The 26,989-nt window shown below is 31.6% G+C and carries 30 protein-coding genes and 1 riboswitch; of the genes, 23 read left to right on the top strand and 7 right to left on the bottom strand.

Translation table 11 applies throughout. From position 1 onward, the window contains the following. Positions 1 to 2: 2 nt before the first annotated feature. The 15 genes from B5E58_RS09720 (at position 3) to B5E58_RS09650 (ending at position 13,659) form a co-directional block, all read left to right on the top strand. Positions 3 to 1,598, top strand: a complete 1,596-nt coding sequence (locus B5E58_RS09720; RefSeq protein ID WP_088109478.1) for an ABC transporter substrate-binding protein — start codon at positions 3 to 5, stop codon at positions 1,596 to 1,598. Between the two features lie 3 nt (positions 1,599 to 1,601). Then, positions 1,602 to 2,588: an ABC transporter permease gene (locus B5E58_RS09715; protein WP_088109477.1), complete on the top strand. Its 987-nt coding sequence runs from the start codon at positions 1,602 to 1,604 to the stop codon at positions 2,586 to 2,588. After that, a complete protein-coding gene (locus B5E58_RS09710; protein WP_088109476.1) occupies positions 2,581 to 3,396 on the top strand; it encodes an ABC transporter permease in 816 nt (271 codons plus the stop codon). The genes B5E58_RS09715 and B5E58_RS09710 overlap by 8 nt, the downstream gene beginning before the upstream one ends. A 4-nt stretch (positions 3,397 to 3,400) precedes the next feature. Continuing rightward, complete coding sequence (locus tag B5E58_RS09705; RefSeq protein WP_088109475.1) at positions 3,401 to 4,339, top strand: oligopeptide/dipeptide ABC transporter ATP-binding protein; 939 nt, start codon at positions 3,401 to 3,403, stop codon at positions 4,337 to 4,339. Next, on the top strand, positions 4,323 to 4,934 hold the full coding sequence (locus B5E58_RS09700) for an ABC transporter ATP-binding protein (RefSeq protein WP_088109474.1): 612 nt from the start codon (positions 4,323 to 4,325) through the stop codon (positions 4,932 to 4,934). Before B5E58_RS09705 ends, B5E58_RS09700 begins: the two co-directional genes overlap by 17 nt. Next, positions 4,927 to 5,745 (top strand): ATP-dependent sacrificial sulfur transferase LarE, encoded by an 819-nt coding sequence (larE, locus tag B5E58_RS09695; protein ID WP_088109473.1) that lies wholly within the window; start codon positions 4,927 to 4,929, stop codon positions 5,743 to 5,745. The genes B5E58_RS09700 and larE overlap by 8 nt, the downstream gene beginning before the upstream one ends. A gap of 4 nt (positions 5,746 to 5,749) precedes the next feature. Then, a complete protein-coding gene (larB, locus tag B5E58_RS09690; protein WP_088109472.1) occupies positions 5,750 to 6,502 on the top strand; it encodes a nickel pincer cofactor biosynthesis protein LarB in 753 nt (250 codons plus the stop codon). Further along, positions 6,495 to 7,745, top strand: coding sequence for a nickel pincer cofactor biosynthesis protein LarC (gene larC, locus B5E58_RS09685; protein ID WP_088109471.1), 1,251 nt, complete (start codon positions 6,495 to 6,497; stop codon positions 7,743 to 7,745). Before larB ends, larC begins: the two co-directional genes overlap by 8 nt. Positions 7,746 to 7,831: 86 nt before the next feature. After that, positions 7,832 to 9,124 carry a DEAD/DEAH box helicase gene (locus B5E58_RS09680; RefSeq protein ID WP_088109470.1) on the top strand — a complete coding sequence of 431 codons (1,293 nt, stop codon included), beginning with the start codon at positions 7,832 to 7,834 and terminating at the stop codon, positions 9,122 to 9,124. Between the two features lie 83 nt (positions 9,125 to 9,207). Further along, positions 9,208 to 9,522, top strand: coding sequence for a DUF1292 domain-containing protein (locus B5E58_RS09675; RefSeq protein ID WP_088109469.1), 315 nt, complete (start codon positions 9,208 to 9,210; stop codon positions 9,520 to 9,522). A gap of 90 nt (positions 9,523 to 9,612) precedes the next feature. Then, positions 9,613 to 9,722, top strand: a riboswitch (TPP riboswitch). 84 nt (positions 9,723 to 9,806) lie between these two features. Continuing rightward, complete coding sequence (gene thiW, locus B5E58_RS09670; protein WP_088109468.1) at positions 9,807 to 10,298, top strand: energy coupling factor transporter S component ThiW; 492 nt, start codon at positions 9,807 to 9,809, stop codon at positions 10,296 to 10,298. Positions 10,299 to 10,318: 20 nt separating this feature from the next. Continuing rightward, positions 10,319 to 11,125: a bifunctional hydroxymethylpyrimidine kinase/phosphomethylpyrimidine kinase gene (gene thiD, locus B5E58_RS09665; RefSeq protein WP_088109467.1), complete on the top strand. Its 807-nt coding sequence runs from the start codon at positions 10,319 to 10,321 to the stop codon at positions 11,123 to 11,125. After that, positions 11,118 to 11,942 carry a hydroxyethylthiazole kinase gene (gene thiM / locus B5E58_RS09660; protein WP_158097726.1) on the top strand — a complete coding sequence of 275 codons (825 nt, stop codon included), beginning with the start codon at positions 11,118 to 11,120 and terminating at the stop codon, positions 11,940 to 11,942. Before thiD ends, thiM begins: the two co-directional genes overlap by 8 nt. After that, positions 11,932 to 12,558, top strand: a complete 627-nt coding sequence (gene thiE, locus B5E58_RS09655) for a thiamine phosphate synthase (RefSeq protein ID WP_242956644.1) — start codon at positions 11,932 to 11,934, stop codon at positions 12,556 to 12,558. The genes thiM and thiE overlap by 11 nt, the downstream gene beginning before the upstream one ends. A 75-nt stretch (positions 12,559 to 12,633) precedes the next feature. Further along, the gene (locus tag B5E58_RS09650; RefSeq protein WP_088109464.1) at positions 12,634 to 13,659 is read left to right on the top strand and encodes a copper amine oxidase N-terminal domain-containing protein; all 1,026 of its coding nucleotides are present in this window, start codon (positions 12,634 to 12,636) and stop codon (positions 13,657 to 13,659) included. Positions 13,660 to 13,707: 48 nt separating this feature from the next. On the opposite strand, the gene B5E58_RS09645 is transcribed toward B5E58_RS09650, so the two are convergent. Next, positions 13,708 to 14,367: an adaptor protein MecA gene (locus B5E58_RS09645; RefSeq protein WP_088109463.1), complete on the bottom strand. Its 660-nt coding sequence runs from the start codon at positions 14,365 to 14,367 to the stop codon at positions 13,708 to 13,710. A gap of 222 nt (positions 14,368 to 14,589) precedes the next feature. Between B5E58_RS09645 and B5E58_RS09640 the strand changes: the two genes are divergently transcribed. Next, positions 14,590 to 15,858 (top strand): hypothetical protein, encoded by a 1,269-nt coding sequence (locus tag B5E58_RS09640; protein ID WP_330395639.1) that lies wholly within the window; start codon positions 14,590 to 14,592, stop codon positions 15,856 to 15,858. Positions 15,859 to 15,876: 18 nt separating this feature from the next. Further along, positions 15,877 to 16,209: a hypothetical protein gene (locus tag B5E58_RS13945; protein WP_330395638.1), complete on the top strand. Its 333-nt coding sequence runs from the start codon at positions 15,877 to 15,879 to the stop codon at positions 16,207 to 16,209. A gap of 36 nt (positions 16,210 to 16,245) precedes the next feature. Here the strand turns inward: B5E58_RS13945 and B5E58_RS09635 are convergent, their stop codons facing one another. Continuing rightward, a complete protein-coding gene (locus B5E58_RS09635; RefSeq protein WP_088109462.1) occupies positions 16,246 to 16,941 on the bottom strand; it encodes a helix-turn-helix domain-containing protein in 696 nt (231 codons plus the stop codon). Between the two features lie 298 nt (positions 16,942 to 17,239). Between B5E58_RS09635 and brnQ the strand changes: the two genes are divergently transcribed. Then, positions 17,240 to 18,514: a branched-chain amino acid transport system II carrier protein gene (gene brnQ, locus B5E58_RS09630; protein ID WP_088109461.1), complete on the top strand. Its 1,275-nt coding sequence runs from the start codon at positions 17,240 to 17,242 to the stop codon at positions 18,512 to 18,514. 43 nt (positions 18,515 to 18,557) lie between these two features. Here the strand turns inward: brnQ and sigG are convergent, their stop codons facing one another. Further along, complete coding sequence (gene sigG, locus B5E58_RS09625; RefSeq protein WP_088109460.1) at positions 18,558 to 19,331, bottom strand: RNA polymerase sporulation sigma factor SigG; 774 nt, start codon at positions 19,329 to 19,331, stop codon at positions 18,558 to 18,560. 183 nt (positions 19,332 to 19,514) lie between these two features. On the opposite strand from sigG, the gene B5E58_RS09620 reads away from it, so the two are divergent. Next, the gene (locus B5E58_RS09620; RefSeq protein WP_088109459.1) at positions 19,515 to 19,772 is read left to right on the top strand and encodes a hypothetical protein; all 258 of its coding nucleotides are present in this window, start codon (positions 19,515 to 19,517) and stop codon (positions 19,770 to 19,772) included. A 32-nt stretch (positions 19,773 to 19,804) separates the two neighbouring features. On the opposite strand, the gene B5E58_RS09615 is transcribed toward B5E58_RS09620, so the two are convergent. The 3 genes from B5E58_RS09615 to B5E58_RS09605 form a co-directional block, all read right to left on the bottom strand. Then, positions 19,805 to 21,397, bottom strand: coding sequence for a peptide chain release factor 3 (locus B5E58_RS09615; protein ID WP_088109458.1), 1,593 nt, complete (start codon positions 21,395 to 21,397; stop codon positions 19,805 to 19,807). A gap of 132 nt (positions 21,398 to 21,529) precedes the next feature. Continuing rightward, the gene (locus B5E58_RS09610; protein WP_164493552.1) at positions 21,530 to 22,537 is read right to left on the bottom strand and encodes a permease; all 1,008 of its coding nucleotides are present in this window, start codon (positions 22,535 to 22,537) and stop codon (positions 21,530 to 21,532) included. Between the two features lie 2 nt (positions 22,538 to 22,539). Next, positions 22,540 to 22,821, bottom strand: a complete 282-nt coding sequence (locus tag B5E58_RS09605; protein WP_088109457.1) for an ArsR/SmtB family transcription factor — start codon at positions 22,819 to 22,821, stop codon at positions 22,540 to 22,542. 159 nt (positions 22,822 to 22,980) lie between these two features. On the opposite strand from B5E58_RS09605, the gene B5E58_RS09600 reads away from it, so the two are divergent. The 4 genes from B5E58_RS09600 to B5E58_RS09585 are packed head-to-tail and all read left to right on the top strand — an operon-like array spanning position 22,981 to position 24,846. After that, positions 22,981 to 23,178 (top strand): 4Fe-4S binding protein, encoded by a 198-nt coding sequence (locus B5E58_RS09600; RefSeq protein WP_088109456.1) that lies wholly within the window; start codon positions 22,981 to 22,983, stop codon positions 23,176 to 23,178. After that, a complete protein-coding gene (locus tag B5E58_RS09595; protein WP_088109455.1) occupies positions 23,175 to 23,753 on the top strand; it encodes a 4Fe-4S binding protein in 579 nt (192 codons plus the stop codon). Before B5E58_RS09600 ends, B5E58_RS09595 begins: the two co-directional genes overlap by 4 nt. Further along, on the top strand, positions 23,754 to 24,038 hold the full coding sequence (locus B5E58_RS09590; RefSeq protein ID WP_330395637.1) for an ArsR/SmtB family transcription factor: 285 nt from the start codon (positions 23,754 to 23,756) through the stop codon (positions 24,036 to 24,038). Positions 24,039 to 24,093: 55 nt separating this feature from the next. Beyond that, entirely contained in the window at positions 24,094 to 24,846 is a 753-nt protein-coding gene (locus tag B5E58_RS09585) for a peptidylprolyl isomerase (RefSeq protein WP_088109454.1), read from the top strand. Positions 24,847 to 24,882: 36 nt separating this feature from the next. Here the strand turns inward: B5E58_RS09585 and feoB are convergent, their stop codons facing one another. Then, positions 24,883 to 26,988, bottom strand: coding sequence for a ferrous iron transport protein B (feoB, locus tag B5E58_RS09580; RefSeq protein WP_088109453.1), 2,106 nt, complete (start codon positions 26,986 to 26,988; stop codon positions 24,883 to 24,885). Position 26,989: the final 1 nt, after the last annotated feature.

Raw genomic sequence — 26,989 nt, 5'->3', positions numbered from 1 at the left:
GTATGAAGAAATTAAAATTTATTTTATCAGTTTTTTTAACTATGGCTGTATTTATTTCTGGTTGTGGAAAAAATACTGAAAATGTTGAAAAAACAGAAGAAAACAAAAATGAAATAGTAATGGCAATAGGTACAGAGCCAGAGGAAGGTTTTGACCCATGTACAGGTTGGGGAAGATATGGAAGCCCTCTTTTTCAAAGTACACTTGTTGAGACTGATAAAGATATGAACATAATAAATGATATTGCTGTTGATTACAGCGTAAGTGATGATAGACTTTTGTGGACATTTGATATTAGAGATGATGCATATTTTACAGACGGAGAAAAACTTACAGCAGAGGATGTTGTTTTTACATTTAATACTGCAAAATCAAGTGGTTCTGTTGTTGATTTGACAGTTATGGAAAGTGTTACAGCTGTTGATGATGATACAGTTCAGTTTAAATTAGCATATCCTCAGTCAGCTTTTATATATACTGTTGCAGGAACAGGAATAGTTCCTTCTCATTTGTATAATGAAAGTTATGGTGAAAATCCTGTTGGAAGTGGTCCTTTTATACTTAAACAGTGGGATAAAGGACAACAAATTATACTTGAAGCCAATGAAAATTATTATGGAAAAATTCCTGAAATCAAAAAAGTCACAATATTATTTATGACAGAGGACGCAGCCTTTGCAGCGGCAAAGGCAGGACAACTTGATGTTGCTGTAACAACAGCAGGATTTGCACAAAATGAAATTGATGGCATGAAAATAGCTAATTTACAGTCAATAGACAACAGAGGTCTTACACTTCCTGTTGTTCCAGATAAAGGAGAAACAACAGACACAGGAGCGAAAATAGGAAATAATGTTACAAGTGATATTGCCATAAGAAGGGCTTTATCCTATGGAATAGACAGAAATATGCTTGTTGAAAATGTTTTAAATGGCTTTGGAAGTCCTGCTTATAGTGAGTGTGACGGAATGCCTTGGGGTAGTGATGAGGCTGCTGTTCAGTATGATTTTGATAAGGCTTTAAAAATACTTGAGGATAGTGGCTGGATTGATACAGATAATGACGGAATAAGAGAGAAAAACGGATTAAAAGCTGAGTTTAAATTACTTTATAATGCAGATGACTCAGTAAGACAGACTCTCTCAATAGCTGTAAGTCAAGAAGCTGAGAAATTAGGTATAAAGATAGTAACTGAAGGTACAAGCTGGGATATTATAGACAAAGAAATGTACAGTAACGCTGTTCTTATGGGTTGGGGAGCACAAAATCCTCTTGAGACATATTTGTTATATCACAGTGACAATGTTGCTAAAGATTATTATAATCCTGAAAATTATACAAGTGAAATCACAGATAAATATATAAATGAGGCTATGGCAGAGGCTGACAGTGATAAGGCTAATGAATTGTGGAAGAAAGTTCAATGGGACGGTGAAACAGGAGTTTCAACAGAAGGTGAATGTCCTTGGGTATGGCTTGTAAATGTTGACCATTTGTATTATGTGAGAGAAGGACTTAATATTGGGGAACAAAAAATACACCCTCATGGTCATGCTTGGCCTATTGTGTCAAATCTTAGAGAGTGGAAATGGGAATAAAATATGATGACAATTAAATATATAATAAAAAATTTAATAAGAATGATAACTTTGCTTGTGGCAGTGACTATTTTCTCATTTATACTTGTCACATCATCACCTATTGACCCTGTACAAAGTTATGTTGGGGCTGGTGTTGCTGTAACTCCTGAACAGAGAGAGGAAATAGCGGAACATTGGGGACTTAATGATAAGCCCATAGAACGTTTTGAAAATTGGTTTGAAAATATTATTAAAGGTGATATGGGAACATCTTTAATTTATAGAAAACCTGTATCAGAAGTTATAGGAGAAAAATTTCAATCATCAATGATACTTATGATAACATCTTGGATTATTTCAGGTATTTTAGGATTTGTACTTGGAATAATAATGGGAGTTTTTAAAGGGAGTTTTGTTGATAGAATAATAAAAACAATTTGTCTTGTTATTTCATCAACCCCTACATTTTGGATTGGAATGATGTTTCTTATGATATTTTCTGTAAATTTAGGCTGGTTTCCCACAGGTTTTAGTGTTCCTGTTGGTGTCAGTGCTGATAGTGTAACAATAGGTCAGAAAATTTATCATGCTATTTTGCCTGCTATAACTTTGAGTTTTTCATCATTTTCAAATATTGCATTACATACAAGAATAAAAATAACAGAAATTATGGAAAGTGATTATGTACTTTTTGCAAAAGCTAGAGGAGAAAAACTCATTGATATTATTAAAAGACATGTTTTGAGAAATGCTCTAATTCCAGCCGTTACATTACAGTTTGCTTCTATAAGTGAAATATTTGGAGGAAGTATATTGGCTGAACAAGTTTTTTCATATCCTGGAATGGGACAAGCAGCTGTTGACGCAGGACTTAGAGGAGATATAGCTTTATTACTTGGTATAACTATTATAAGCAGCATTTTTGTTTTTGTGGGAAATATTATTGCAAATATATTATATACTGTCCTTAACCCTAAAATAAGAGAAGGGGGAGTATACAGTGAATAGAAGAAGAAAAACAATATTTTTAATATGTTTTACAATTTTAATAATATTTGCTGTTTTTGTTGGAGGAGCTATTATACCGGAGACAGCATTAAAAGCAGATTTTGCTGTTAAAAATACAGCACCCTCATTAAACCATATTTTTGGTACTGATTGGATGGGACGAGATATGTTTTTAAGAACAATAAAAGGTATGTCAACAAGTATAATGATTGGTATGGCTTCATCAATAATAAGTGTGATAATAGCTGTCCTATTGGGAACTCTTGCGGGAACACTTTCAAAATATACAGACAATGTTGTGTGCTGGCTTATAGATTTTGTTATGGGTATACCTCATATTGTACTTTTGATGCTTATATCATTTGCTTTAGGTAGAGGATTTAAAGGAGTTTTTATAGGTATAGCCATTACCCATTGGACAAGTCTTGCAAGAATTGTAAGAGGGGAAGTTATACAAATAAAAAATGAGCAGTACATAAAAATATCAAGAAAAATGGGCAAAAGTAGTTTTTATATAATGAAAAATCATATAATTCCTTTTGTTTTTCCTCAAGCTATTGTGGGAGGTATACTTCTTTTCCCTCATGCTATATTACATGAGGCATCTATAACATTTTTAGGCTTTGGACTTTCTCCTGAAAGTCCGGCAATAGGAATTATACTTTCGGAGAGTATGAAATATATATTGACAGGTTACTGGTGGCTTGCTTTTTTCCCAGGACTTATGCTTGTTATTATAGTTATACTTTTTGATATTTTAGGTGAAAATATAAAATCACTTATTGACCCTTATACTTCACAGGAGTGATTATATGAATAATATACCAGAAATAGAAATACGAAATCTTTCTGTGACTTTTAATATGTATGACAGAGGACTTAGACAAAAAAATATTAAAGTTATATCAAATCTTTGTCTTAAAGCTGAAAAAGGCGAAGTTTTGGCTGTTGTAGGTTCTAGTGGAAGTGGTAAAAGTCTTCTTGCCCATGCTATAATGGGAATATTGCCTAAAAATGCTGTTGTTACAGGAAGTATGAAATATAAAGGATTGGATATTACAGAAAAAAGAATAAAAGATATAAGAGGGAAAGAAATATGTCTTATACCTCAGTCCGTTTCATATCTTGACCCCCTTATGAAAGTGGGAAATCAAGTTATGATTAAAAATAATAAAAGTTGTTTTGAAAAAATGCGAAAAGCCTTTAGGAGATATGACCTTTGTGAAAATTCTGAAAAATTATATCCATTTCAGTATTCGGGAGGAATGGCTAGACGTGCTCTTATATCAACAGCTGAACAGACAGAGCCTTCTGTTATAATAGCAGATGAGCCTACTCCAGGGCTTGACAGAAAAATGGCTTATAGAACATTAAAATATTTTAGAGATTTTGCAGATAGAGGCAAGGCTGTTATAATGATAACACATGATATTGATATTGCTGTTGAATATGCTGATAAAATATCTGTTTTTTATGGTGGTACAACTCTTGAAACTACTAGGGCTGAAAATTTTATAAAGGGTGAAAAATATCTTTATCATCCATATACAAAAGCCCTCTATAATGCTTTGCCACAGAATGGTTTTAAGGCTGTAAAAGGCTTTCAACCTTCACCCTATGAGGTTTCAGAGGGGTGTATATATTTTGACAGATGTGATAAGAGACAGGAAAAATGTAGGGGAAATATACCTGTCAGTGTATTTGATAATGGCAGTTGTTTTGTGAGGTGCATATATGGGCATTCAGTGTAAAAATATAACTTTTGGATACAGTAAAGATAATATACTTTTTGAAAATATAAGTTTTTCTGTTGATTATGGTGAGAGAGTTGGAATTGTTGCAAAAAGTGGTTTTGGAAAATCAACTCTTGCAAAAATAATTGCAGGATATGAAAAACCTATTTATGGTGAAATTACTGTTGACGGAAAGCCTGTTTCAAAAAAAGGCTATAATCCCATACAGCTTATATATCAACATCCTGAAAAAGCTATAAATCCCATGTGGAGAATGGAAAAAGTTCTTTTGGAGGGTAATGTTTTAAATGATTATATAATTGAAAATTTAGGTATAAAAAGAGAATGGCTAAAAAGATACTCAACAGAACTTTCAGGAGGGGAGCTTCAAAGATTTTCTGTTGCCAGAGCATTGTGTGAAAATACAAAGTTTATTATAGCTGACGAAATAACAACAATGCTTGATGCTGTCACTCAATCTCAAATTTGGCATTTTTTAATTTCTGAATGTGAAAAAAGAAATATAGGAATGATTATAGTAACTCATAATATGTATCTTGCAGAAAAAATATGTACTAGAATAATAAATTTGGAGGATATGACATTTGAATGATACTTTTGAAAAATTAGACGAACTTAAAAAATATATGGCTAAAGTCTCTGAAAAAGGTATATGTTTGGCTTTTTCTGGTGGTGTTGACAGTGCTCTTTTGCTTGATATTGCCAGTGAAATGTCAGATAAAAATAAAACTGTTGCTGTAACATTTGTTACAAGACTTCACCCAAAGGCTGATGTTTTGATAGCAAAAAAACTTTGTGATGAAAGAAATATTAAACATATAATTATAGAGGTTGATGAGTCTGAAAATATTGAACTTATAAATAACCCTGTAAATAGATGTTATATATGTAAAAAACATATATTTGAAAAACTTGTGGACTGTGCTAAAAATAATGGTTTGGAAGTTTGCATGGAAGGAACAAACTATGATGATTTAAACTTTTATCGTCCGGGGATTAAGGCTATAAGAGAATTGTCTGTTGAAAGTCCTCTTATGCAGTTTGGATTTACAAAAACAGAGATAAGAAAAATAGCCAGAGACAGAGGAATTTCAGTTTCTGAAAGACCGTCAGCTCCATGTCTTGCTACAAGAATACCTTATAATACAAAAATGGATTTTGAGCTTTTTGAAAAAATTGAAGAAGGTGAAAATATAATAAAATCATTAGGCTTTCAAAATGTTAGAATAAGAGCCCATGGAAATATTGCAAGAATAGAAGTTGACAAAAAAGATTTTTTAAAGTTTGTTGAGAACACAGATTTTATAACAAGAGAGATAAAGAAAAAAGGTTTTGATTATGTAACTCTTGATATGGAAGGTTTTAGGAGCGGTAGCATGGACATTAAAATCAGTAGGGGGTGATTTTTTGGATACACGCATATTTCTTGAAAAAATAAAAAGTGGTGAGATTGATATAAATGAAGGTGAAGAAATTTTAAAAAAACTTCCCTATGAAGATTTAGGCTTTGCAAAACTTGACCACCACAGAAAACTTAGAAGTGGCTTTGGCGAGGTTGTATATTGTAGCGGAAAGACAACAGAACATCTTGTTAAAATATTTAAAAGTTTTTATGATGACGGTATAGATGTTTTGGGAACAAGGGCATCAAAAGAACAGTTTGAAGCTGTGAAAAAAATAGTTCCAAAAGCACAATATGATGAGCTTTCAAGAATAATAAAAATTCAGAATGAAAATATTATAAAAAAAGGTCTTATTGCTGTGTGTACAGGGGGGACTTCTGATATACCTGTTGCAGAGGAGGCAGCACAGACAGCAGAATTTTTTGGAAGTGAAGTTTCGAGAGTTTATGATGTGGGAGTTGCGGGGATACATAGACTTCTTTCAAAAATAGATGATATAAGAAAGGCAAATTGTGTTGTTGCTGTTGCTGGAATGGAGGGAGCTTTGGCAGGGGTTATTGCAGGACTTGTTGATAAGCCTGTTATTGCTGTTCCTACATCAATAGGTTATGGTGCAAATTTTTCAGGTCTTTCAGCTCTCTTGACAATGATTAATTCCTGTGCTGAGGGAATAGCCGTTGTAAATATAGATAACGGTTTCGGTGCAGGATATATGAGTACACAAATAAATAGATTGGCGGTTGATAAAAATGAATGAAGATATACTTTATTTTGAATGTTTTTCAGGCATAAGCGGGGATATGACTGTTTCAGCTCTAATTGATATTGGTGCTGATAAAGATGTTTTATTAAAAGCCCTTGAAAGTCTTAATGTTTCAGGCTATAAAATTGAAATAGGCAGACGTGAAAAGTGTGGTATTGACGGAGGAAGATTTGATGTAATACTTGATGAAGAACATTATCATGAACACGAACATAGTCATAAGCATGAACACAGTCACCACCATGAACATCATCACCACCACAACCATATCCATAGAAATGTAAATGATATTTTTGAAATAATAGATAAAAGTGGCATAACAGAAAATGCAAAAAATATTTCAAAAGATATATTTATGAAAGTTGCTTTGGCTGAGTCAAAGGCTCACAATAAACCTTTGAGTGAAGTTCATTTCCATGAGGTTGGAGCTGTTGATTCAATAGTTGATATTGTTGCAACAGCTGTATGTATTGACAATTTAGGTATAAAGAGATTTGTTTTTTCTGAAATTTATGAGGGACAAGGCTATGTAAATTGTCAACATGGTGTTTTGCCTGTTCCTGTTCCTGCTGTTTTAAATATATTTTCTGATTGTGATTTAAGCATGAAAATTACAGATAATAGAGGGGAAATGATAACTCCTACTGGTGCAGGAATTGCCGCCAGTCTTTCAACAGAAAGAAAACTTCCTAAAAAATTTAAAATAATAAAAACAGGAATAGGAACTGGAAAGAAAGACTTTAAAAATGCTAATATTTTAAGAGTTATGATTTTAAGAGAAGAAAAAGAAACAGAAGAAGAAAAAGTTGTTATGATAGAAACTAATGTTGATGACTCTACACCGGAGGCTCTCTCTTATACAATGGATAAACTTTTTGAAAAAGGTGCAAGAGATGTATTTTTTACAAATATTTATATGAAAAAGAATAGACCGGCTGTTATGCTCTCTGTACTTTGTGATTATTCGAAGGTTGAAATTTTATCTGATACTATTTTTGAAAATTTAACAACAATAGGCATAAGAAAATATACAGTTGATAGAGATATAATGGATAGAGAGTTTATAAATTTTAAATCATCTCTTGGAAATTGTAATATAAAAGTTTGTAGACGAAAAGGAAAAGTATATTGTTATCCAGAGTATGAAGATGTTAAAAAATTATGTGATTATAACAATATAGGCTTTGATGAATGTATTAATACTATAAAGTATGAATGTAAAAAATCTTTATTTTAATTTTTCCTAGACAATACCCTTTTTGTTAATATATAATATTTAACCGATAGTTAATGTTTCGTATATTTTGTGAAAGGATTTTTGAAATGGAAAATAGTTTTGAAAAAGCGGGAGTTATGCCAGAGCTTGTAAAAGGTCTTGAAAAACAAGGTATAACAATCCCAACTGAAATACAGAGTATTATAATAAAACCATTTATGGATAAAAAAGATATTGTTGCTATGTCTTATACTGGTTCAGGTAAAACATTAGCATATCTTTTACCTTTATTTATGAATGTTGATACAACACTTCGCTCAACTCAAGCTATAATACTTACACCTACTCACGAATTGGCAGTTCAAGTTTATAGACAAGCTGAGCTTTTAGCTGAAAATTCAGGTGTTAATGTAAAATCTGCCCTTATAATAGGTGGTGCTAATATACAGCGTCAAATTGATAAACTCAAAGAGAAACCACAGATTGTAATTGGCTCATCAGGTAGAATATTTGACCTTATTAAAAAGAGAAAAATTCAGGCTCACACTGTAAAAACAATAGTTATTGATGAAGCTGATAGAATGATTGATGACCTTAATATTTCAGGTGTTGAGGCTGTTGTCAAAACTACTTTGAGAGATAGACAGATTGTAATGCTTTCAGCTTCTGTTACAGATGAGGCTTCAAAAAGAGCTATGGCTTTAATGAAAGAGCCTGTATTTTTAAATGTTTCAAGTAATGAAAAACTTCCTGAGAATATTGAACATATTTATATAACAGCAGAACAGAGAGAAAAAATAATTGTTATAAGAAAGCTTGTTCATGGGGAGAATATTAAAAAAGGTATTGTGTTTATAAATAACAATGAAAATATAGAAGTTATTGTTGATAAACTTAATTATCATGGTATAAAAGCTGTTGGAATTTATGGAAAGGCTCATAAATATGACAGAAGAAATGCCATTGAGGATATGAGAGAGGGTAGAGTTAATATACTTGTATCTTCAGACTTAAGTGCTAGGGGACTTGATATTCCAGGGGTTACCCATGTTATAAATATTGATATACCGGAAGAGCCTGTTTATTATCTTCACAGAGCAGGAAGAACAGGACGAGCAGGAGAAAAGGGAAAATGTATATCAGTAGTTACAGATTTTGAGAAAAAATGGATAAGAAAATATGAAAAGACTTTGGGAATAAAGTTCAAACATATGGAAATGTCCTATGGAAAGCTTGTTGAGGCTAAAAACATACCTGCTAAAAAGATTAATAAAAACTTAAAGCCTTTTGAAGCTATGAAAAGAGTAAAAACAGATAAAGAAAACGTAAATAAAGATAAAGGATTTTTTGCTAAAAAGGCTGAAAAATCTTTAAAAAAACAAAAAAATATAAAAAAATAATTGTTATAAGTTGTATTATGTTATAGAATAAAATTAGCATACTATTGCTTATGCAAAAAATCTATTTTAAAGGAGAGTTTAACATGAGCGAAAAAGATAAAGAATTAGAATGTGGATGCGGCTGTGGTTGTGACCATGACCATGAAGAAGAAATGGATACAATGTTTTTAACACTTGATGATGATACAGAAGTTGAATGTGGTATCCTTGGAGTTTTTGAAGTTGAGGGAAAAGAATATATTGCTCTTTTACCAATAACTGATGAGACAGTTCTTATTTATGAATATAAAGAAGAAGGAGAAGAAATTGAACTTGGACTTATCGAAAGTGATGAGGAGTTTGACAAAGTTTCTGAAGCTTTCTATGCTTTATATGATGAGGAAGAAGAGGAAGAATAATATTTTTTAAAAGCACAGCTTTAAGCTGTGCTTTTTTATATTAAATCTTTACAATGTTAAAAATAAGTGTTATCCTAAAAATACAGTTTAATACTTTGCTGGGGGTGCTGTATAATGGACAGCTGAGAAAAATTTCCTAAAATTTTACTCCTGAACCTGATTCGGATTATGCCGACGGAGGGAAGCAATGATTTTACGGAGAAGGTCAAAATAAAAACATACTTATGTATGATTTTATTTTGGCTTTTTTTATTAAAAAAAGTTTTTAGAAAGGGGTTTTAATTATGAAAACTAAAAAACTTACAATTTCCGCTATGTTTATAGCAATAGGAGTACTTGCAGGACAGATTATATATATTCCTGTTGGAGCTGCTAAATGTTTTCCTATACAGCACGCTCTCAATGTAATTTCTGCTGTGCTTTTAGGACCTTTTTATGGAGTGGTAAACGCTTTTTGTATATCACTTTTGAGAAACTTTATGGGAACAGGTTCAATTATGGCTTTCCCTGGAAGTATGGTAGGTGCACTTCTTGCGGGACTTTTGTATAAGTATACAAAAAATAAACTTGTAACTGCAATAGGTGAGGTTGTTGGAACTGGAATTATAGGTGGTCTTATGGCTGTTCCTCTTGCTGTTCTTGTACTGGGCAATGAAGCTGGAGCTCTTACATACGTTATTCCTTTTGCTATAAGCTCAATAGGTGGAAGCATAATAGGATATATAGTTCTTAAATCTAAAGAAATACTTAAACTTGGAAAGAAAATTGAAAATTGATATTTTGGAGGTAAATTTTTATGAAACATGTGCTTACCATAGCAGGAAGTGATACTTGTGGAGGTGCTGGAATACAGGCTGACTTAAAAACATTTTCTGCCCATGGAACTTATGGAATGAGTGTTATAACAGCTGTTACTGTTCAAAATACACAGGGAGTTTTTGGCTGTCAGGATATTTCTCCTGAGATAATAGGGGCTCAGATAGATGCCATTTTTGATGATATAAAAGTTTCTGCTGTGAAAATAGGTATGGTTTCACAGATTGACACAATAAATACAATAGCAGATAGACTTGAAAAATATAAACCTGAAAATGTTGTAATTGACCCTGTAATGGTTTCAAAACATGGTTTTGACCTTTTACAGCCTGAGGCTAAAGAGGCTCTTATAAAGAGACTTATACCTCTTGCTTATGTTCTCACACCTAATCTTCCTGAGGCTGAAGTTATAACAGGAATGAAAATAGATGATATTGAGTCTATGGAAAAAGCTGCAAGAATGATACATGAAATGGGAGCTAAAAATGTTTTTGTAAAGGGTGGTCATCTTGAGAATGAGGCAACAGACATTCTTTTTGACGGTGAAAAAATGATTATGCTTAAATCAGATAGAATACATACAAAAAATACTCATGGAACAGGTTGTACAATTTCCTCTGCAATAGCGTCAAATCTTGCTAATGGAATGACTGTTGAGGAGGCTGTAAAAGAGGCTAAAAAATATATAACAGTTGCCATTGAACATTCTCTTGATATAGGAAAAGGTGTAGGACCTACAAATCATTTCTATGCACTTTTTGAAAAAGCAGGTCTTAAATATGAATGATTTTTTTGAAACATTTAAAAAAGACTTGAAACTTATAAAAGAGAAAAACCCTATGGTTCATCATATAACAAATTTTGTTACTATGCAGGATTGTGCTAATATATGTGTAGCTTTGGGGGCTTCTCCTGTTATGGCTTTTTATAGTGGTGAGGTTTCTGAAATTACTGCTGTTTCAAATTCTGTTGTTTTAAATACAGGTACACCGGATAATGAAAGAATAAAATCTGTTATAATTTCAGGAAAAGAGGCTGAAAAGAAGGGTATTCCAATTATACTTGACCCTGTTGGAGTTGGTGCTACTAATTTTAGAAGGGAAAGTATAAAAACTGTTCTTCAGAATATAAAGCCCTCTATAATAAAGGGAAATTCTGCTGAAATAAAAGTCCTTTCCGGCTGTATGCCTAAACTTAATAAGGGTGTTGACTCTGTTGAAAATTTTGATGAAAATGATAAAATTACAGCAAAAATATTAGCTAAAAATACAGGCTCTGTTATTGCTGTCACAGGTACAGAGGATTATATAACAGACGGTGAAAGAGAGATAACTATAACAAGAGGAAGTAAGTTTTTAAAAACAATAAGCGGTTCAGGCTGTATGACTTCCACCCTTACAGGAGGATTTGCAGCAGTTGAAAAAGATATGTTTCTTGCCTGTGCCTTCGGTATATTGACAATGGATTTATGCGGTGAGACTGCTGAAAAATTATTGCTTGATAATGAAGGGGCTGGAATGTTTAAAGTTAGACTTTTTGACGCTGTTTATAATATGGCTAATACTCATTATGATTTTAGGGAGGGAATACATTTTGAATTTTGACGGAAAATTTTTAAAAGTTTATGTTGTAACAGATAATGGACAACTTAGAGGTAGAGATTTTTTTGAAGTTGTTGAGGAAAGTTTAAAGGGCGGAGTTACTCTTATTCAGCTTAGAGAAAAAAATATAACATCAAGGGAATATTATGAAAAAGCTTTAAAACTTCATGAGCTTACAAAAAAATATAATGTGCCTTTAATTATAAATGATAGAGTTGATATTGCTTTGGCTGTTGGTGCTGAGGGAGTTCATGTGGGACAAAAAGATATTCCTGTAAGTGAAGTTAAAAGAATTTCAGGTGGAAAACTTATTGTGGGAGCTACTGCAAACACTGTTGAACTTGCCCTTGAGGCTGAAAGACAGGGAGCTGATTATATAGGTTCAGGAGCTGTCTTTGCTACACCTACAAAAGACGATGCAAAACCTATGTCTCTTGATACATTGAAAAATATAACAAGTTCTGTAAATATACCTGTCTGTGCAATAGGTGGAATAAATATTGATAATGTAGAAAAACTTAAAGGTACAGGAATAAAGGGTGTTGCTGTTTCATCTGGCATAATGGGTGCTGATGATGTTTATGGAGTATCAAAAAGATTTTTTGATTTAAAATTTTAAACAAAAGGAACAATTTATAAAAATAACCGTCTTAAAAATTAAGAATTAAAAAATTATTTTAAGGAGGTAATTTTTATGAAGTTCAAAATGCTTTTAGGAATTGTTCTTGCTATGACAATGTCTTTTGGAACTGTTGCTGTTTATGCTGATGAAGCAGTTTCCGAAACTGTTGCAGTGACAACAACAGAAGTAGCAAAAATTCAAGACCCAACTTTAACTTATGGAACAGTTGTTGAAAAGAGCGATAAAAGTATACTTGCAAAAGATGTTAAAGATGTTGAAACTATTTATAATATTGATGAAAAAACAATATTTATAGATAGTGGAACAGGTGAAAAAGTTGCTTTTGACAGTATTAAAGAAGGTGACGGAATATATTTTTATCACAGTCCTATAATGGCTATGAGTTATCCGGGACAGACTTATGTTTATGCTGTTGCAGTAAACACACCTATGGATGCAGGTTGTATAAAATATCATGTTGTTAATTCTGTAATTGATAATGGTGATACTTTGTCAATTACAACTGATGAAAGTGATTTAACTTTAAAAACTGGAAAAGATGTTGAAGTTTCTTTCTTTGGAACTGATAAAAAGGGAAGTATTGAAGATATTAAACCGGGAGTACGTTTCTTTACATGGTATCAGTCTGGATACGATATGAATGGACAACCTGTTGAAAATCCGGGAGTTTTAAATAAAATAGTTATTGCACCATACACTGACGGGGAAATAAGTGTATATGCAAATTACAATGAAGTTGCTAAAAAAGGTATTATAAAAGATGGAACAGCCTTTGTTCCTCTTAGAGCCGTGGCTGATAGTTTTGGAATGAGTATTACATGGGACGGAAGCACAAATACTTGTACAGTTGATGATAAAACTCGTAAAATGAGTTTTACTGTTGGCAATGATAGTTATATTTCATATTCTTCTGTTGAAGGAATGATTGGAATGACTGCTCCTTTAAAACTTGGTGCTGCTCCTTATATTGATGATGAAGGAAATATGTATGTTCCAGCAGAAGCCTTTAGTGTTATGGTGGGATATAATGTTAAAGTAGAAGGAAATGGTTATTCTGTTTCAATAGTTAAAGAGTAATATTAAAAAATGGTGTCTTTTTAAGACACCATTTTTTATGTAAATTAATTATACAAAACTTGCAGATAATAATTGTACAGCTTTGTTTTCAACAAGTTTTTCACCATGTTCCATAAGAAAATATTTTGATATTGCTGTTGAAATATGTTTTTCGCCATACTCACTGATAATAATTTCAATATCGTTTAAGTCGCTTGAATTTCCCTTTGAAATATCATTCTGAAAAAGCATAAAGTATCTGTCATTATACTTAAAAAGAGAACTTATACCTTTGAACCTTTTTGATATTCTATCACATACATTTGTAACATCATCTAAATTTTCAAATGAATATATTATGATGTTGCTGTCATCAGCTTTTATTTCAGGTTCAAAGCTCATTATTGATTTTCTTTTAAAACGGTTAAGCTCTTTTGTTTGCTTCATAATATTGAATTTATTTTCTTCTTTATTATCCTTGCTGTCCTGAAGTTTTGTAACTATAATCATTATACCGTCCATAGCAGCTGGAACAGCTTCAACCATTAAAGGTGTATTGTCTGAATGGAAATCATACTCTTTAAGAGCTTGCTCCATAATTTCACGGAAAAGAGCTGTTGTTTTTTCATTTGTTTTTGTTAAATCTTCTATTTTAAGGTCTCTCTCTGTAAGGTCGCTTTTTGATAATGTGAATTTTATCTGGTTGTCGCTGATTTTTTCGATTTTCATAGTATCACTTCCTTTTTTTCATATTTTAACCAAGAATAATAAGTCAAGTCATTACATTAACAATATATTATAGTATAATGAAATAATGATTATATGTAAAGAGGATATTAGAGGGTATTTGTATATTTATTTACGTATGTTTCAGTCAAAAAGTTGTTGTTATCGTAACTATATTTATATGGTTTATATTTTATTACAACAAAATAAAAATAGGAGGATAATATGAATAAAAAGAAAATTATACCTGTCATATTGACCTTGGTGGCATGGTTTATTATGTTTTATGTGTACCTTCCACCTATAAACATAAAGTCCAATGAATTTTGGCAGTTTATGGTTATAGCTGTTGTTGTGGCACTTATTTTAAATATGTGGAGTGTTTTGAAAGGTATCACATTTAAAAAGAATGATGAATACTCTGAAAATAATCATAAGCCTAAAAAGTTTAAAATAGCTTTCGGTTTAGTTGGGCTTATTGTTATTGTTTATATTGCTGGAAATATACTTTCATCACCTATTATAAGAGCTTCATCTTACAGTGAACTTTTAAATGTAAGTGACGGAAATTTTGAGGAAGATATAGACGAGATAAACTATTCAAAAATACCTATATTAGATAAAGATTCTGCTGCAATACTGGCTGAAAGAAAAATGGGTAGTATGGTTGATATGGTTTCACAGTATGAAGTTAGTGATTACTATTCACAGATAAATTACAATCAAAAACCTGTTAGAGTTACACCTTTAGAGTATGCCAGCGAGATAAAATGGCTTACAAACAGAAAAACAGGTATACCAGCCTATATAAGAATTGATATGACAACTCAGGATGTTGAGCTTGTAAAACTTGATGAGGGTATAAAATATTCACCTTCAGAGCATTTTGGTCGTGACCTTATGCGTTATATACGTTTTAGATATCCAACAGCTATGTTTAGAGGAATGAATTTTGAAATTAATGACAATGGTACACCTTATTGGATTTGCCCTGTAATAGACCATACAATAGGTCTTTTTGGTGGTACTGATGTTAAGGGAGCTGTACTTGTAAATGCTGTAAATGGTGAACATCAGTATTATGATATAAAAGACGTTCCACAATGGATTGATAAAGTTTATGACGCTGAGCTTCTTATAGAGCAGTATGATTATTACGGAAAACTTAGAAACGGTTTTATAAACAGTGTTTTTGGTCAAAGAGATTGTTTGAGAACAACAGAAGGCTATAATTATATGGCTCTTGATGATGATGTTTGGGTTTATACAGGTGTTACATCTGTAAGTGGTGACCTTTCAAATGTTGGTTTTGTTCTTATGAACCAGAGAACAAAAGAGACTAAATACTATCAGATTTCAGGTGCTGAGGAGTTCTCTGCTATGTCATCAGCAGAAGGTCAAGTTCAGCACTTAGGATATAAAGCAACTTTCCCATTACTTTTAAATGTTGCAGGAGAGCCAACTTATTTCCTTGCATTAAAAGACGGGGCATGACTTGTTAAAATGTATGCTATGGTTAATATTGAAAAATATCAAACTGTTGCCATTGGTGAGACTGTTGAAAGTTGCGAAAAGACATATAAATCATATTTAAAGAGTAATGGAATTGTTTCAACAGATATTACAACAGGAGAGACAGTTTCGGGAACAATAGAATTTATAAAAGATGCTGTAATAGATGGAAATACTTGTTATTTTATTAAGCTTTCAGGAATAGAAGGGCTTTACAGTGTTTATGTTAAAGATAATATTGATGTTATAACAAAAAATATAGGTGATACAGTAAGTATTGAGTATGTTCCTACTGAAAAAGAGGGAGTTTATACAATAACATCAATAAAATAATTAAAATAAAAAAACTGCGATTTAATCGCAGTTTTTTTATTCTATTATTAAAGCTCCGTCATCTTCAAGTCTTTTTATTACTTCCTTAGGTATTAAAAGCATTTCTTTTCTTTCTTCCATTGAAAGAGGTTTTTTTGACAATATAACTTTAAAACTTACAGGCCTAAGAGTTTTTTCTTGTATTCCTATCATCATTCCAACTATTGCTGAAGTGTTGTTTGCAGGAACAAAAAAGTTTAAAAGTGTTTCTTCAGAATGACTGTAATAGTTTTGTAGAACAAAGTTTATAATATGGTCGTAGCTTCTCATATATCCATGATATATACAACTACATTTACTTGTGTTTTCTATATCTGAAACTTTGTAATACAATGTGGAATATATTTTACCTGTGGAATTTTCATATCTTAGACGCATTACAGAACAGTGATAATTTTTTTCGTAATAGTGGTAAAGATAAAGAGTGTCACATTCTTCAAAACTGTTTGATGTTTTAAAACCTATTCTTTTAGGTGGTCGGTTGTATTCTATTATGTTTATGATATCAATGTTTAATGCTTCGGCTATTTTGTAAAGAGTGGTTATATCAAGAGCGATAGTACCGTTTTCATACTTTGAAACAGTAGCTTTGCTCTTGTTTATACGCTTTGCCAGTTCATCAAGGCTTATTTTTGCCGCTTTCCTGTAAAGTCTTATTTGATGTCCTATACAGGAGGCTATATCGTCTGTCATTGTGTTAGCACCTCCGAATTTTTGAGAAAACAATTTATTGTGAATTTAGTATGATTGATTATAAGACTGTAAAAATATATTGTCAACAATATACAGTGTATCTTTTGTTAAATAAATAAAAAATGGGATTTTTATAATAAAACGTTATACTGTTGATGTATATTATTTACAAAGTATATCACATAATACAATGGTAAAACTATTTAATTTCTAAAAATTTTGTTTTATTATGTTGAATGTTTATGTTATAATTGCAAATTGTATACAAAAAATAAATTTCTAGTGAAAGGATTTTTTTATGAGAAAAGAAATTAAAGATATCCTAATTATAGGATTTGCATTATTTTCAATGTATTTTGGTGCAGGAAATGTAATATTTCCACCTTTTCTTGGACTTCAAGCGGGAGCAGAATGGATTAGTGCTTTTATAAGTTATTATATTGCTGATATTGGTCTTGCACTTCTCGCAATATTTGCTATGCTTAGATGTAAAAGTGATATTGAAGGAGTTATAGGTAGAATTGGGAAATTACCTTCAACTATACTTTCATCTGCTATTGTTTTATGTATAGGACCTCTTTTGGCTATACCTAGAACTGCTGCAACTGTTCATGAAATGACAATAATGCCTATTTTTGGGAATGTAAATGTTGTTATCACATCAGTATTGTTTTTCTTACTTATATTAATTCTTTGCATAAATGAATCTTCTGTTATTGATATTGTTGGAAAATTCCTTACACCTGCGTTAATTGCTGGGCTTATAATACTTATAGTTAAAGGCATAATTGACCCTATTGGAAATATTTCTCCTGAGCCTAAAATAACATATATAATTTCCGAAGGTATATCTTCCGGTTATCAGACAATGGACGTTTTAGCATCTCTTATATTTGGTGTTATAGTTTTAAAAAGTGTTAAAGAGAGAGGATATACAACAGAAAAGAAACAGTTCCTTGTTACAGGTGCTAGTGGAATTGTTGCAGGAATAGGACTTTTTGTTATATATGGAGGTTTAACTTATCTTGGAGCAACATCTTCAGAGTTATTTACAGGAAGAATTTCACGTTCTGAGCTTGTTATAAACATTGTTAAAATGCTTTTTGGAAATTTCGGAACAATAATATTTGCAATAGTTGTTGCTCTTGCTTGTATAACAACAGCAGCAGCTCTTGTAAGTTCAACAGGTGCATTCTTTAATGATATTACAAAAGGTAAACTTCCTTATAAAGGAATAGTAATATTTGTATGTATATTTAGTGCCGTTACTGCTAATCTTGGACTTGATTATATTATAGCTGTTGCATCTCCTATACTTAGTATAATATATCCTTCTGCAATCACTCTTATTGTACTTACAATATTCGGTGAAAGAATAAAAAATGATAATGTATTCAAATTTGCTGCTTTAGGTGCTCTTATATCAAGTATTATGGAAATACTTATGGTTAATAATATAGCTTGTCATTTTATGATGAAAATGCCTTTTGCAAGTATTGGATTTAGCTGGGTTATACCTACAATTATATTTGGAATAATAGGGCACTTTGTTAAATTTGGAAATAATAAATAAGAAATATAAATAAAAAAAGTACAGGCATATGCCTGTACTTTTTTTATACCCATTTTTTCATACTTTTAAGAGCACTTTTTTCAAGACGTGAAACTTGTGCTTGTGATATTCCAACTTCCTCTGAAACTTCTGTCTGTGTTTTTCCCTCGAAAAAACGGAGACTTAATATTTTTTTCTCTCTGTCACTTAGCTTTTTCATAGCCTCGTTTATAGATATATTTTCTATCCATTTACTGTCTCTGTTCTTTTCGTCGCTTACTTGGTCCATTACATACAAGGCATCTCCTCCTGCATCATGGAAAACTGGTTCAAAAAGAGATACAGGGTCTTGTATTGAGTCTAAAGCAATAACAACTTGTTCTTTTGGTAATTCCATTTCTTTTGCTATTTCGTCTATTGTTATATCCCTTGATTTTTCTTTTGTAAGCCTTTCTTTTATCTGTAAAGCCTTATATGCTGTATCACGCATTGAACGGCTTACACGTATGGAATTATTGTCTCGAAGGTATCTTCTGACTTCTCCTATTATCATTGGTACGGCGTAAGTTGAAAATTTTACTCCTTGAGTTATGTCAAAATTATCTATGGCTTTTATAAGCCCTATACAGCCTACCTGAAAAAGGTCGTCCATATATTCCCCTCTGTTTGAAAACTTTTGTATAACGCTTAAAACAAGCCTTAAATTGCCATATATATATTCCTCTCGTGCCTTTTCGTCGCCTTCAAGTATTCTGTCAAAAAGAACCTTTTTCTCCTCGCTGTTAAGTACGGGAAGTTTTGAAGTATTAACACCGCAAATCTCTACCTTGTTAATCATGTCAATCGTCCCTTCGAAATTTTTATAAGGTTTTTTATGCCTATACAAAAATTTTTTCCCAATGATTAAAAAATATACTTTCAATTTATAACCAAAATCCGCAGTTATTTGCATTGAAAAATATTTTGTTGTGTGTAATACTTAAATAAAATATATAAAATACTTTTAAGGTGGTGTTATTTTATGGAGGAAGATTTTTTCACTGATGAGCTTTTTGATGTTCTTGAAGCTGTTCAAGGAAAAAAGTTTGGTGAGATTATAGAATGGGACGAAGTTGTTTTTGATAAAAAAAGAGGTTTTCTCGTTTGGGATAAAGTTGTTTTTAATGAGATAACTTTTGTTGCTGCTGAAAATTCTGAGTATGTATCTCTTTTTGCTTCTGTTGATAAAGAGGATACTTGGGAAAATTATGAGAGAATATTAAAAGTATATAAAAAATAAAAAGACACTCAAAAGAGTGTCTTTTTTTATAATTAACTTTCGTAAACTGCTTCAACATCAAGAGCATCAATAAGTTTAACTTCTGGGTTTTTCTCAATAAATGTATCAAGTGTATATTGATTTGCAAAAAGTAAAACTGGTCTGTCATAAGCATCATATACAAGAGAACATCTTGTATTTTCGTATTTTTTAAGTTCTTCAGGGTTTTCAGTGTCAACCCATCTTGCAACACTGTAATTAAGGGACTCCATACGTACTTCTGAATTGTATTCGTTTGTAAGTCTGTATTCAAATACTTCAAACTGAAGCTGTCCAACAGCACCAAGTATTACATCATTAAAATCATTTCTGTATACCTGAATTGCACCTTCCTGAGCAAGCTGTGTTACACCTTTTTGGAAATGTTTTGCTTTCATTGTATTTACAGGGCGAACACGCATAAAAAGTTCAGGTGGGAATGTTGGGAGAGGCTCGAAGAAAAGTTTTTCTTTACTTGTTGTAAGAGTATCTCCTATCTGATAGTTACCTGTATCGTATATACCTATAACGTCTCCTGCTGTTGCAAAGTCAACAGTTTCTCTGTCATTTGCCATAAGATGTGTTGACTGTGAAAGTTTTAATGGTTTTCCTGTTCTTGAAAGTGTTACGTTCATTCCTCTTTCGAATGTTCCAGAACATATACGAAGGAATGCAAGTCTGTCACGATGAGCTGGGTTCATATTTGCCTGTATTTTGAATATAAATCCGCTGAAGAAGTCATCTGTTGGTAAAACTTCTCCTGTTGTTGTCTTTCTTGGTCCTGGACATGGTGACATATCAAGGAAGTGATTTAAAAATTCTGTTACACCAAAGTCAACAAGAGCTGTACCGAAAAATACAGGTGAAAGTTTTCCCTTTGATATAAGTTCCATATTAAATTCATTTCCTGCACCGTCAATAAGCTCAATTTCACTTCTTAAAGTGTCAAGATTTGCTTCACTTATTATTCCGTCTAATTTATCACCAAATACACCGTTTGCACCAAGGTCTATTTCTGTGTCTTTTCTGTAAAGATACACTTTGTTTTTAAGTCTGTCATATATTCCTTCAAATGTAAGACCGTTTCCTATTGGCCATGTTACAGCCACAGAAGGAAGTCCCAAAGCATCCTCTAAATCTTCCATAAGTTCAAGAGGGTCTTTTGACTGACGGTCAAGTTTGTTTATAAATGTGAAAATAGGAATACCTCTCATACTACATACTTTAAAGAGTTTCTTTGTCTGTGCCTCAACACCCTTTGCGGCGTCAATAACCATTACTGCACTGTCAACTGATGTAAGTATTCTGTATGTGTCTTCACCAAAGTCATTATGTCCCGGTGTATCCATGATTGAAACTATTTTGTCTCTGTATTCAAATTGCATTACTGATGATGTAACAGAGATACCACGTTTTTTCTCTATTTCCATCCAGTCTGATTTTGCATAATTTGCTGAACCTCTAGCCTTTACTGTTCCCGCATTTCTTATGGCACCTCCATGAAGAAGGAGTTTTTCCGTAAGTGTGGTTTTACCAGCATCAGGGTGAGATATTATACCGAAAATACGTCTTTTCTGTATTGCTTCAACTGAGTTTAACTCTGCCATTACTTATTATCCTTTCTAACGAAAACTTTTAATTTATAACCAATATTGAATTATATCATATATTATGTGTTTTAAGAAGAATTTTTTGCATAAAAAAGGGAAGTATCAATGATTTTGATACTTCCATAAATATTAAACTAAAAAATAGTGAACAAAATTGAATATATATCCTGTTATTATTATTCCAACAGTCACTATTGCCACAAATATTCCTAATAACTTTGGTTTTACAACTTTTCTAAGCATAATCATTGATGGAAGTGATAAAGCTGTTACACCCATCATAAAACTTAATACAACACCAAGTCCAGCACCTTTAAAATAGAGGGCTTCGGCAATAGGTATTGTTCCGAAAATATCAGCATACATTGGTATGCCTATAACTGTTGCAACTATTACTGAAAATGGGTTATTGCTTCCCAAAAGTTTCATTATAATTTCCTGTGGTATCCAGTTGTGTATTATAGCACCTATTCCAACACCTATAAGAACATATAAATAAACTTTTTTGATTGTTCCTTTTACAATACTAAAAGCATAAGGAATTCTATTTTCTTGTATCCATCTCCAAGACTCTGCCCTCTGTTCTGCCAGTTCGTCTTTTGCATCGTCTTCAATGTATTTTGAAAGAGACATTTTTTCTATTATTGTTCCACCTATTACAGCAAGGACAACTCCCAAAATAACATACAAAAATGCTATTTCAAAGCCGAATATACTTGATAAAAGTACAAGTGAACCTAAGTCCACAAGCGGAGAGGATATAAGAAACGAAAATGTTATACCCATTGAAAGACCTGCATTTGTAAATCCTATAAATATAGGTATTGATGAACAACTGCAAAAAGGTGTTACTGTTCCCAAAAGGGCTGCAACAGTGTTTGCAAAGACTCCTTTGTATTTTCCTAATATTCTTTTACATTTTTCTGGTGGGAAATAGGATTCTATAAGAGATATAAAGAATATAAGAAAAGAGAGGAGTATAAATATTTTTAAAACATCATATATCCAAAATTGAAGGCTTCCTCCCAATCTTGTTGAAATATCTATTCCCAAAGATTTTAATAAGTTTCCTATTATTTCATTAAGCCATTTCATACCAAGTATTTGGTATTGTATAAAATTTATAATATTTTCCATTGTCATTCTCCCTTGATGTTTTTAATAGAATTAAGATATTTTGTAATTTCAGAAAAAAGTTCATTGTTTAATGAATAAAAAGACCATTTTCCTTCTTTTCTGGAATTTACAAGACCACAGTCGCATAAAATTTTCATGTGATGAGAGAGTGTTGGCTGTGAAATATTGAAATTTTCTAAAAGTTTACAGCCACATTTTTCACCGTCAGAAATCATTTTTAACATCATAAGACGGTTACTGTCACCTAAAGCCTTAAAAATAAGGGCAAAATCTGGTTCTGTCATATTTAATCACCTCATAATATATTGATATATTTATATGTGTCTATGTGTTATTTTATTACTCATATAGATAAATGTCAATATGTTATTTTTTCTATTGACAAATTTACAATATATTAGTATATTAGAATAAGCTAATATATAAAAGGAGTGTAGTACAGTATGGAAAGAAAATTTAAACTTTGCTATGTGTCAGATGAGTGCGTTGCTTGTGGTACTTGCATGAAAGTCTGTCCTAAAAATGCAATAAGTATAAATAATGGAATAAAGGCGAAAGTTGACCCTGATAAGTGTATAGGCTGTGGAAAGTGTGCTAAGGTTTGTCCAGCTAGTGTTATGAGAATAGGAGAGAGAATATGAGAAAACAATGGAATGATTATCTTTGGATAGCTTCGGCTTTATATTTGATACTTGGATTTTTTAACATTATGTTTGCTTGGCTTGGTCTTTTGTGTTTCTCAATACCCCTTATAATTTCAATAGTTAAGGGTAATAAGGCTTATTGCAATAGATATTGTGGCAGAGGTCAGCTTTTTCAGATTTTGGGAACAAAATTAAAACTTTCAAGAAATAAGGATATTCCAAAATTTTTGCGTTCAAAATGGTTTAGATATGGTTTTCTTACATTCTTTATGATTATGTTTATAAATATGCTTTTTACTACATATCTTGTTTTTGACGGTGTAAAAGATATGAGACAGGTTGTAACACTTCTTTGGACATTTAAACTTCCTTGGAATTGGGTTTCAACAGATGTATTTTCTCCTTGGATTTATCAGTTTGCTTTTGGTTTTTATAGTATAATGCTTACATCAACAGTTTTAGGAATTATTACAATGATACTTTTCAAACCTCGTTCTTGGTGTGTATACTGTCCTATGGGCACAATGACACAGGGTATATGCCAGTTGAAACACAGAGGAGATGATTTATAAATGGATATTAAAGAGAAAGCTAAAGAAGTTTCAAAACTTTTAAAAACTCTTTCAAATGAAAAAAGATTACTTATAGTCTGTATGCTTGTTGATGGTCCTATGACTGTAAACAGTATAACAAAGGAGCTTGATATAACTCAGTCAGCAGTTTCTCAGCATTTAGCTGTACTTTCATCATCAGGTATACTTGACTATGAGAAAAAAGGGCAGAATATTTATTATTTTATAAAAGACGAAAAAGTTATTGAGCTTTTTGAATTGCTTAAAAGAAATTACTGTCAATAAACATAAGTTGTGATATAATATATCAAAAAATAAAAAGTAAAGGAAAATGAAAACTATGGAAAACACAAACAAAGTACTTGCAGTTGTAGATGGTAAAGAGGTTACTAAAGAGAGCCTTGATGCCATAATTGAAAAATACCCTCCAAATCAGAGAATGTATTTTGAAACAGAACAGGGAATGAAACAGCTTCTTGAACAGAAAATAGCTTTTATGCTCCTTGAGAAAAAAGGTTTTGAAATGGGCATTGATAAGAGAGATGAGTATAAAAAACAGATGGAAAATATCGTTGAACAGCTTATGACAAAATTTGTTATGGATGATATTTTTGCTGGTATAGAGGTTTCTGATGATGAAGCTCTTGAATTTTATAATGCTCATAAAGAAGGTTTTGCAGATAAAGAAAGTGTTTCAGCAAAACATATACTTGTAAGCAGTGAAGATGAAGCTACAAAAATAAAAAATGAAATAGCTGAAGGCGGACTTTCATTTGAAGATGCTGCTAAAAAATATTCAAGCTGTCCTTCAAACGCTCAGGGTGGAGATTTAGGAAAGTTTGGTAAAGGTATGATGGTTAAAGAGTTTGAGGATGCAGCTTTTGAACTTCCTTTAAATGAAGTTAGTGACGCTGTTAAAACTCAGTTCGGTTATCACCTTATAAAAGTTTATGACAGAACAGAGGCTAAAACAAAAGCTTTTGATGAAGTTAAAGATGAAGTTATTAAAAATGTTAAAAATATGAAATATGAAGAAAAATACAAAGCTGTTATGGACGAGCTTAAAGCTAAATATTCAGTTCAGGTATTTTAATTAGTGAAAAAAGGGAAAGTCTTTGACTTTCCCTTTTTATATTATTTTAAATATTATATTTAAAATTCCACATATTGATAAGCCACATATAACAGGAACGATTATTGAAATAACAGTCCATTTTATACTTCCTGTTTCTTTTTTTATAGTTAGACAAGTTGTTGAGCAAGGCCAGTGCATAAGTGAAAATATTATAACTGATAAAGCTGTTTGAATTGTCCAACCATTATTTATAAGAAGTGATTTAAGTGAATTTATGCTTTCCATTTCTGTCAAAGATGTATTTCCCATGTATGCCATTATTATAATTGGTATAACTATTTCATTTGCAGGAAATCCCAATATAAATGCTGTCAGTATTACACCGTCAAGACCAAAAATAGAAGCAAAAGGGTCTAAAAATTCACATACAATTGATAATATACTGTTATTGTTTATAAATGTGTTTGACATAAGCCATATTATAAGTCCAGCCGGTATGGCCACAGATACAGCACGACCTAAAACGAAAAGTGTTCTGTCAAATATTGAATTTATAATTACTGTTGTTATCTGTGGCTTTCTGTATGGTGGCATTTCAAGGGTGAATGATGAAGGTACACCCTTTAAAATTGTGTTTCCTAAAATTTTTGATACAATAAGAGTCATTATAATTCCAAATATTATAATTGATGATAGCATAAAAGCTGAAAATAATCCGGTGTATGCTCCTGTTCCCACAAAAAACATGGTTATTATAGCTATTAAAGTTGGAAAACGACCGTTACAAGGTACAAAACTGTTTGTTATTATAGCTATAAGTCGTTCTCTTGGTGAGTCTATTATTCTACAACCTGATACCCCAACAGCATTACAGCCAAAACCCATTGCCATACACAAACCTTGTTTCCCGCAAGCATTACATTTTTTAAAACAACAATCCATGTTAAATGCCATTCTTGGTAAATAGCCTAAATCCTCTAATAGAGTGAAAAGTGGAAAAAATATTGCCATTGGTGGAAGCATTACAGATACAACCCAACATAAAACTCTGTATACACCAAATACAATCATTTCACATAAATAAATTGGAACTCCTATATCTAAAAAGAAACTGAATAAAATATCTTCTTTGCTAAAAAGAAAGTCTGATAATATAGCCGAAGGATAGTTTGCCCCTTTTATTGTAATCCACATTATAATCATTAAAATTAAAAACATTATAGGATAAGCTGTGTATTTTCCTGTCAATATATTGTCTAAAAAACGGTCTTTGTAGCTGTAAGCTGAAGCATTTGAATTTATTATTCCATTACCTATTTTTTCAGATGTTTTTATTATGCCGTCAGCTATTTTATCACGAATTTTACAGTTGTTTATTTTGTTGTTGTATAGAAATTCACAGGCTTTTTCAAGGGCTTTTGATAGTATAGAGACTTCATATTCTGTAATATCTGTGTTTTCTTTTAAAATGTTTATAAAATCATATTCACTTTCTATAAGTCTTAAAGCAAGCCAGCGTTTATTTAAACCGTAAAAATCATAATTTTCAATTTCATTTAATATTATTTCAATAGCTTTTTCTGTTATTGTGTCATATTTAATTTTTATAGTGTTAATTTTTTTATTATTTATAGTAATATAATTTATTTTTTCCATAAGTAATTTAAAACCTTTGTTTTTTGATGCCGTCATGGGTATTACGGGAATTTTAATCCTTTCCTCCAAAAGAGGTATATTTATTTTTATACCTTTTTTCCCTGCTTCATCCATTAAATTTAGACAGAGTATAACATTATCTGTTATTTCAATAATTTGAAGAACAAGATTAAGATTTCTGAGTATACATGAAGCATCACATACAACTACTGTAATGTCAGGTTTTTTGAAACATATAAAATTCCTAGCTTCGTCTTCTTCTTTTGAGTGAGAAAGTAGTGAGTATGTTCCCGGAATGTCTGCAAAAGTATATTTTATGCCTTTATATATACATTTTCCTGTAACATTTGATACTGTTTTTCCCGCCCAGTTTCCAGTATGTTGTTTCATGCCTGTCAATTTATTAAAAATAGTGCTTTTTCCTACATTAGGATTGCCGGCAAGGGCAATAAGGACTTCTTTTTCATAATTTTTATTTTTTTTAGAGGAAATTGTATTTTTCAAA

The organism is Tyzzerella sp. An114 (genome assembly GCF_002161055.1).
Classification (GTDB): domain Bacteria; phylum Bacillota; class Clostridia; order Lachnospirales; family Anaerotignaceae; genus Fimicola; species Fimicola cottocaccae.
The sequence above is the reverse complement of the archived record's forward strand: the minus strand, read 5'-3'. Positions and strand labels throughout refer to the sequence as shown.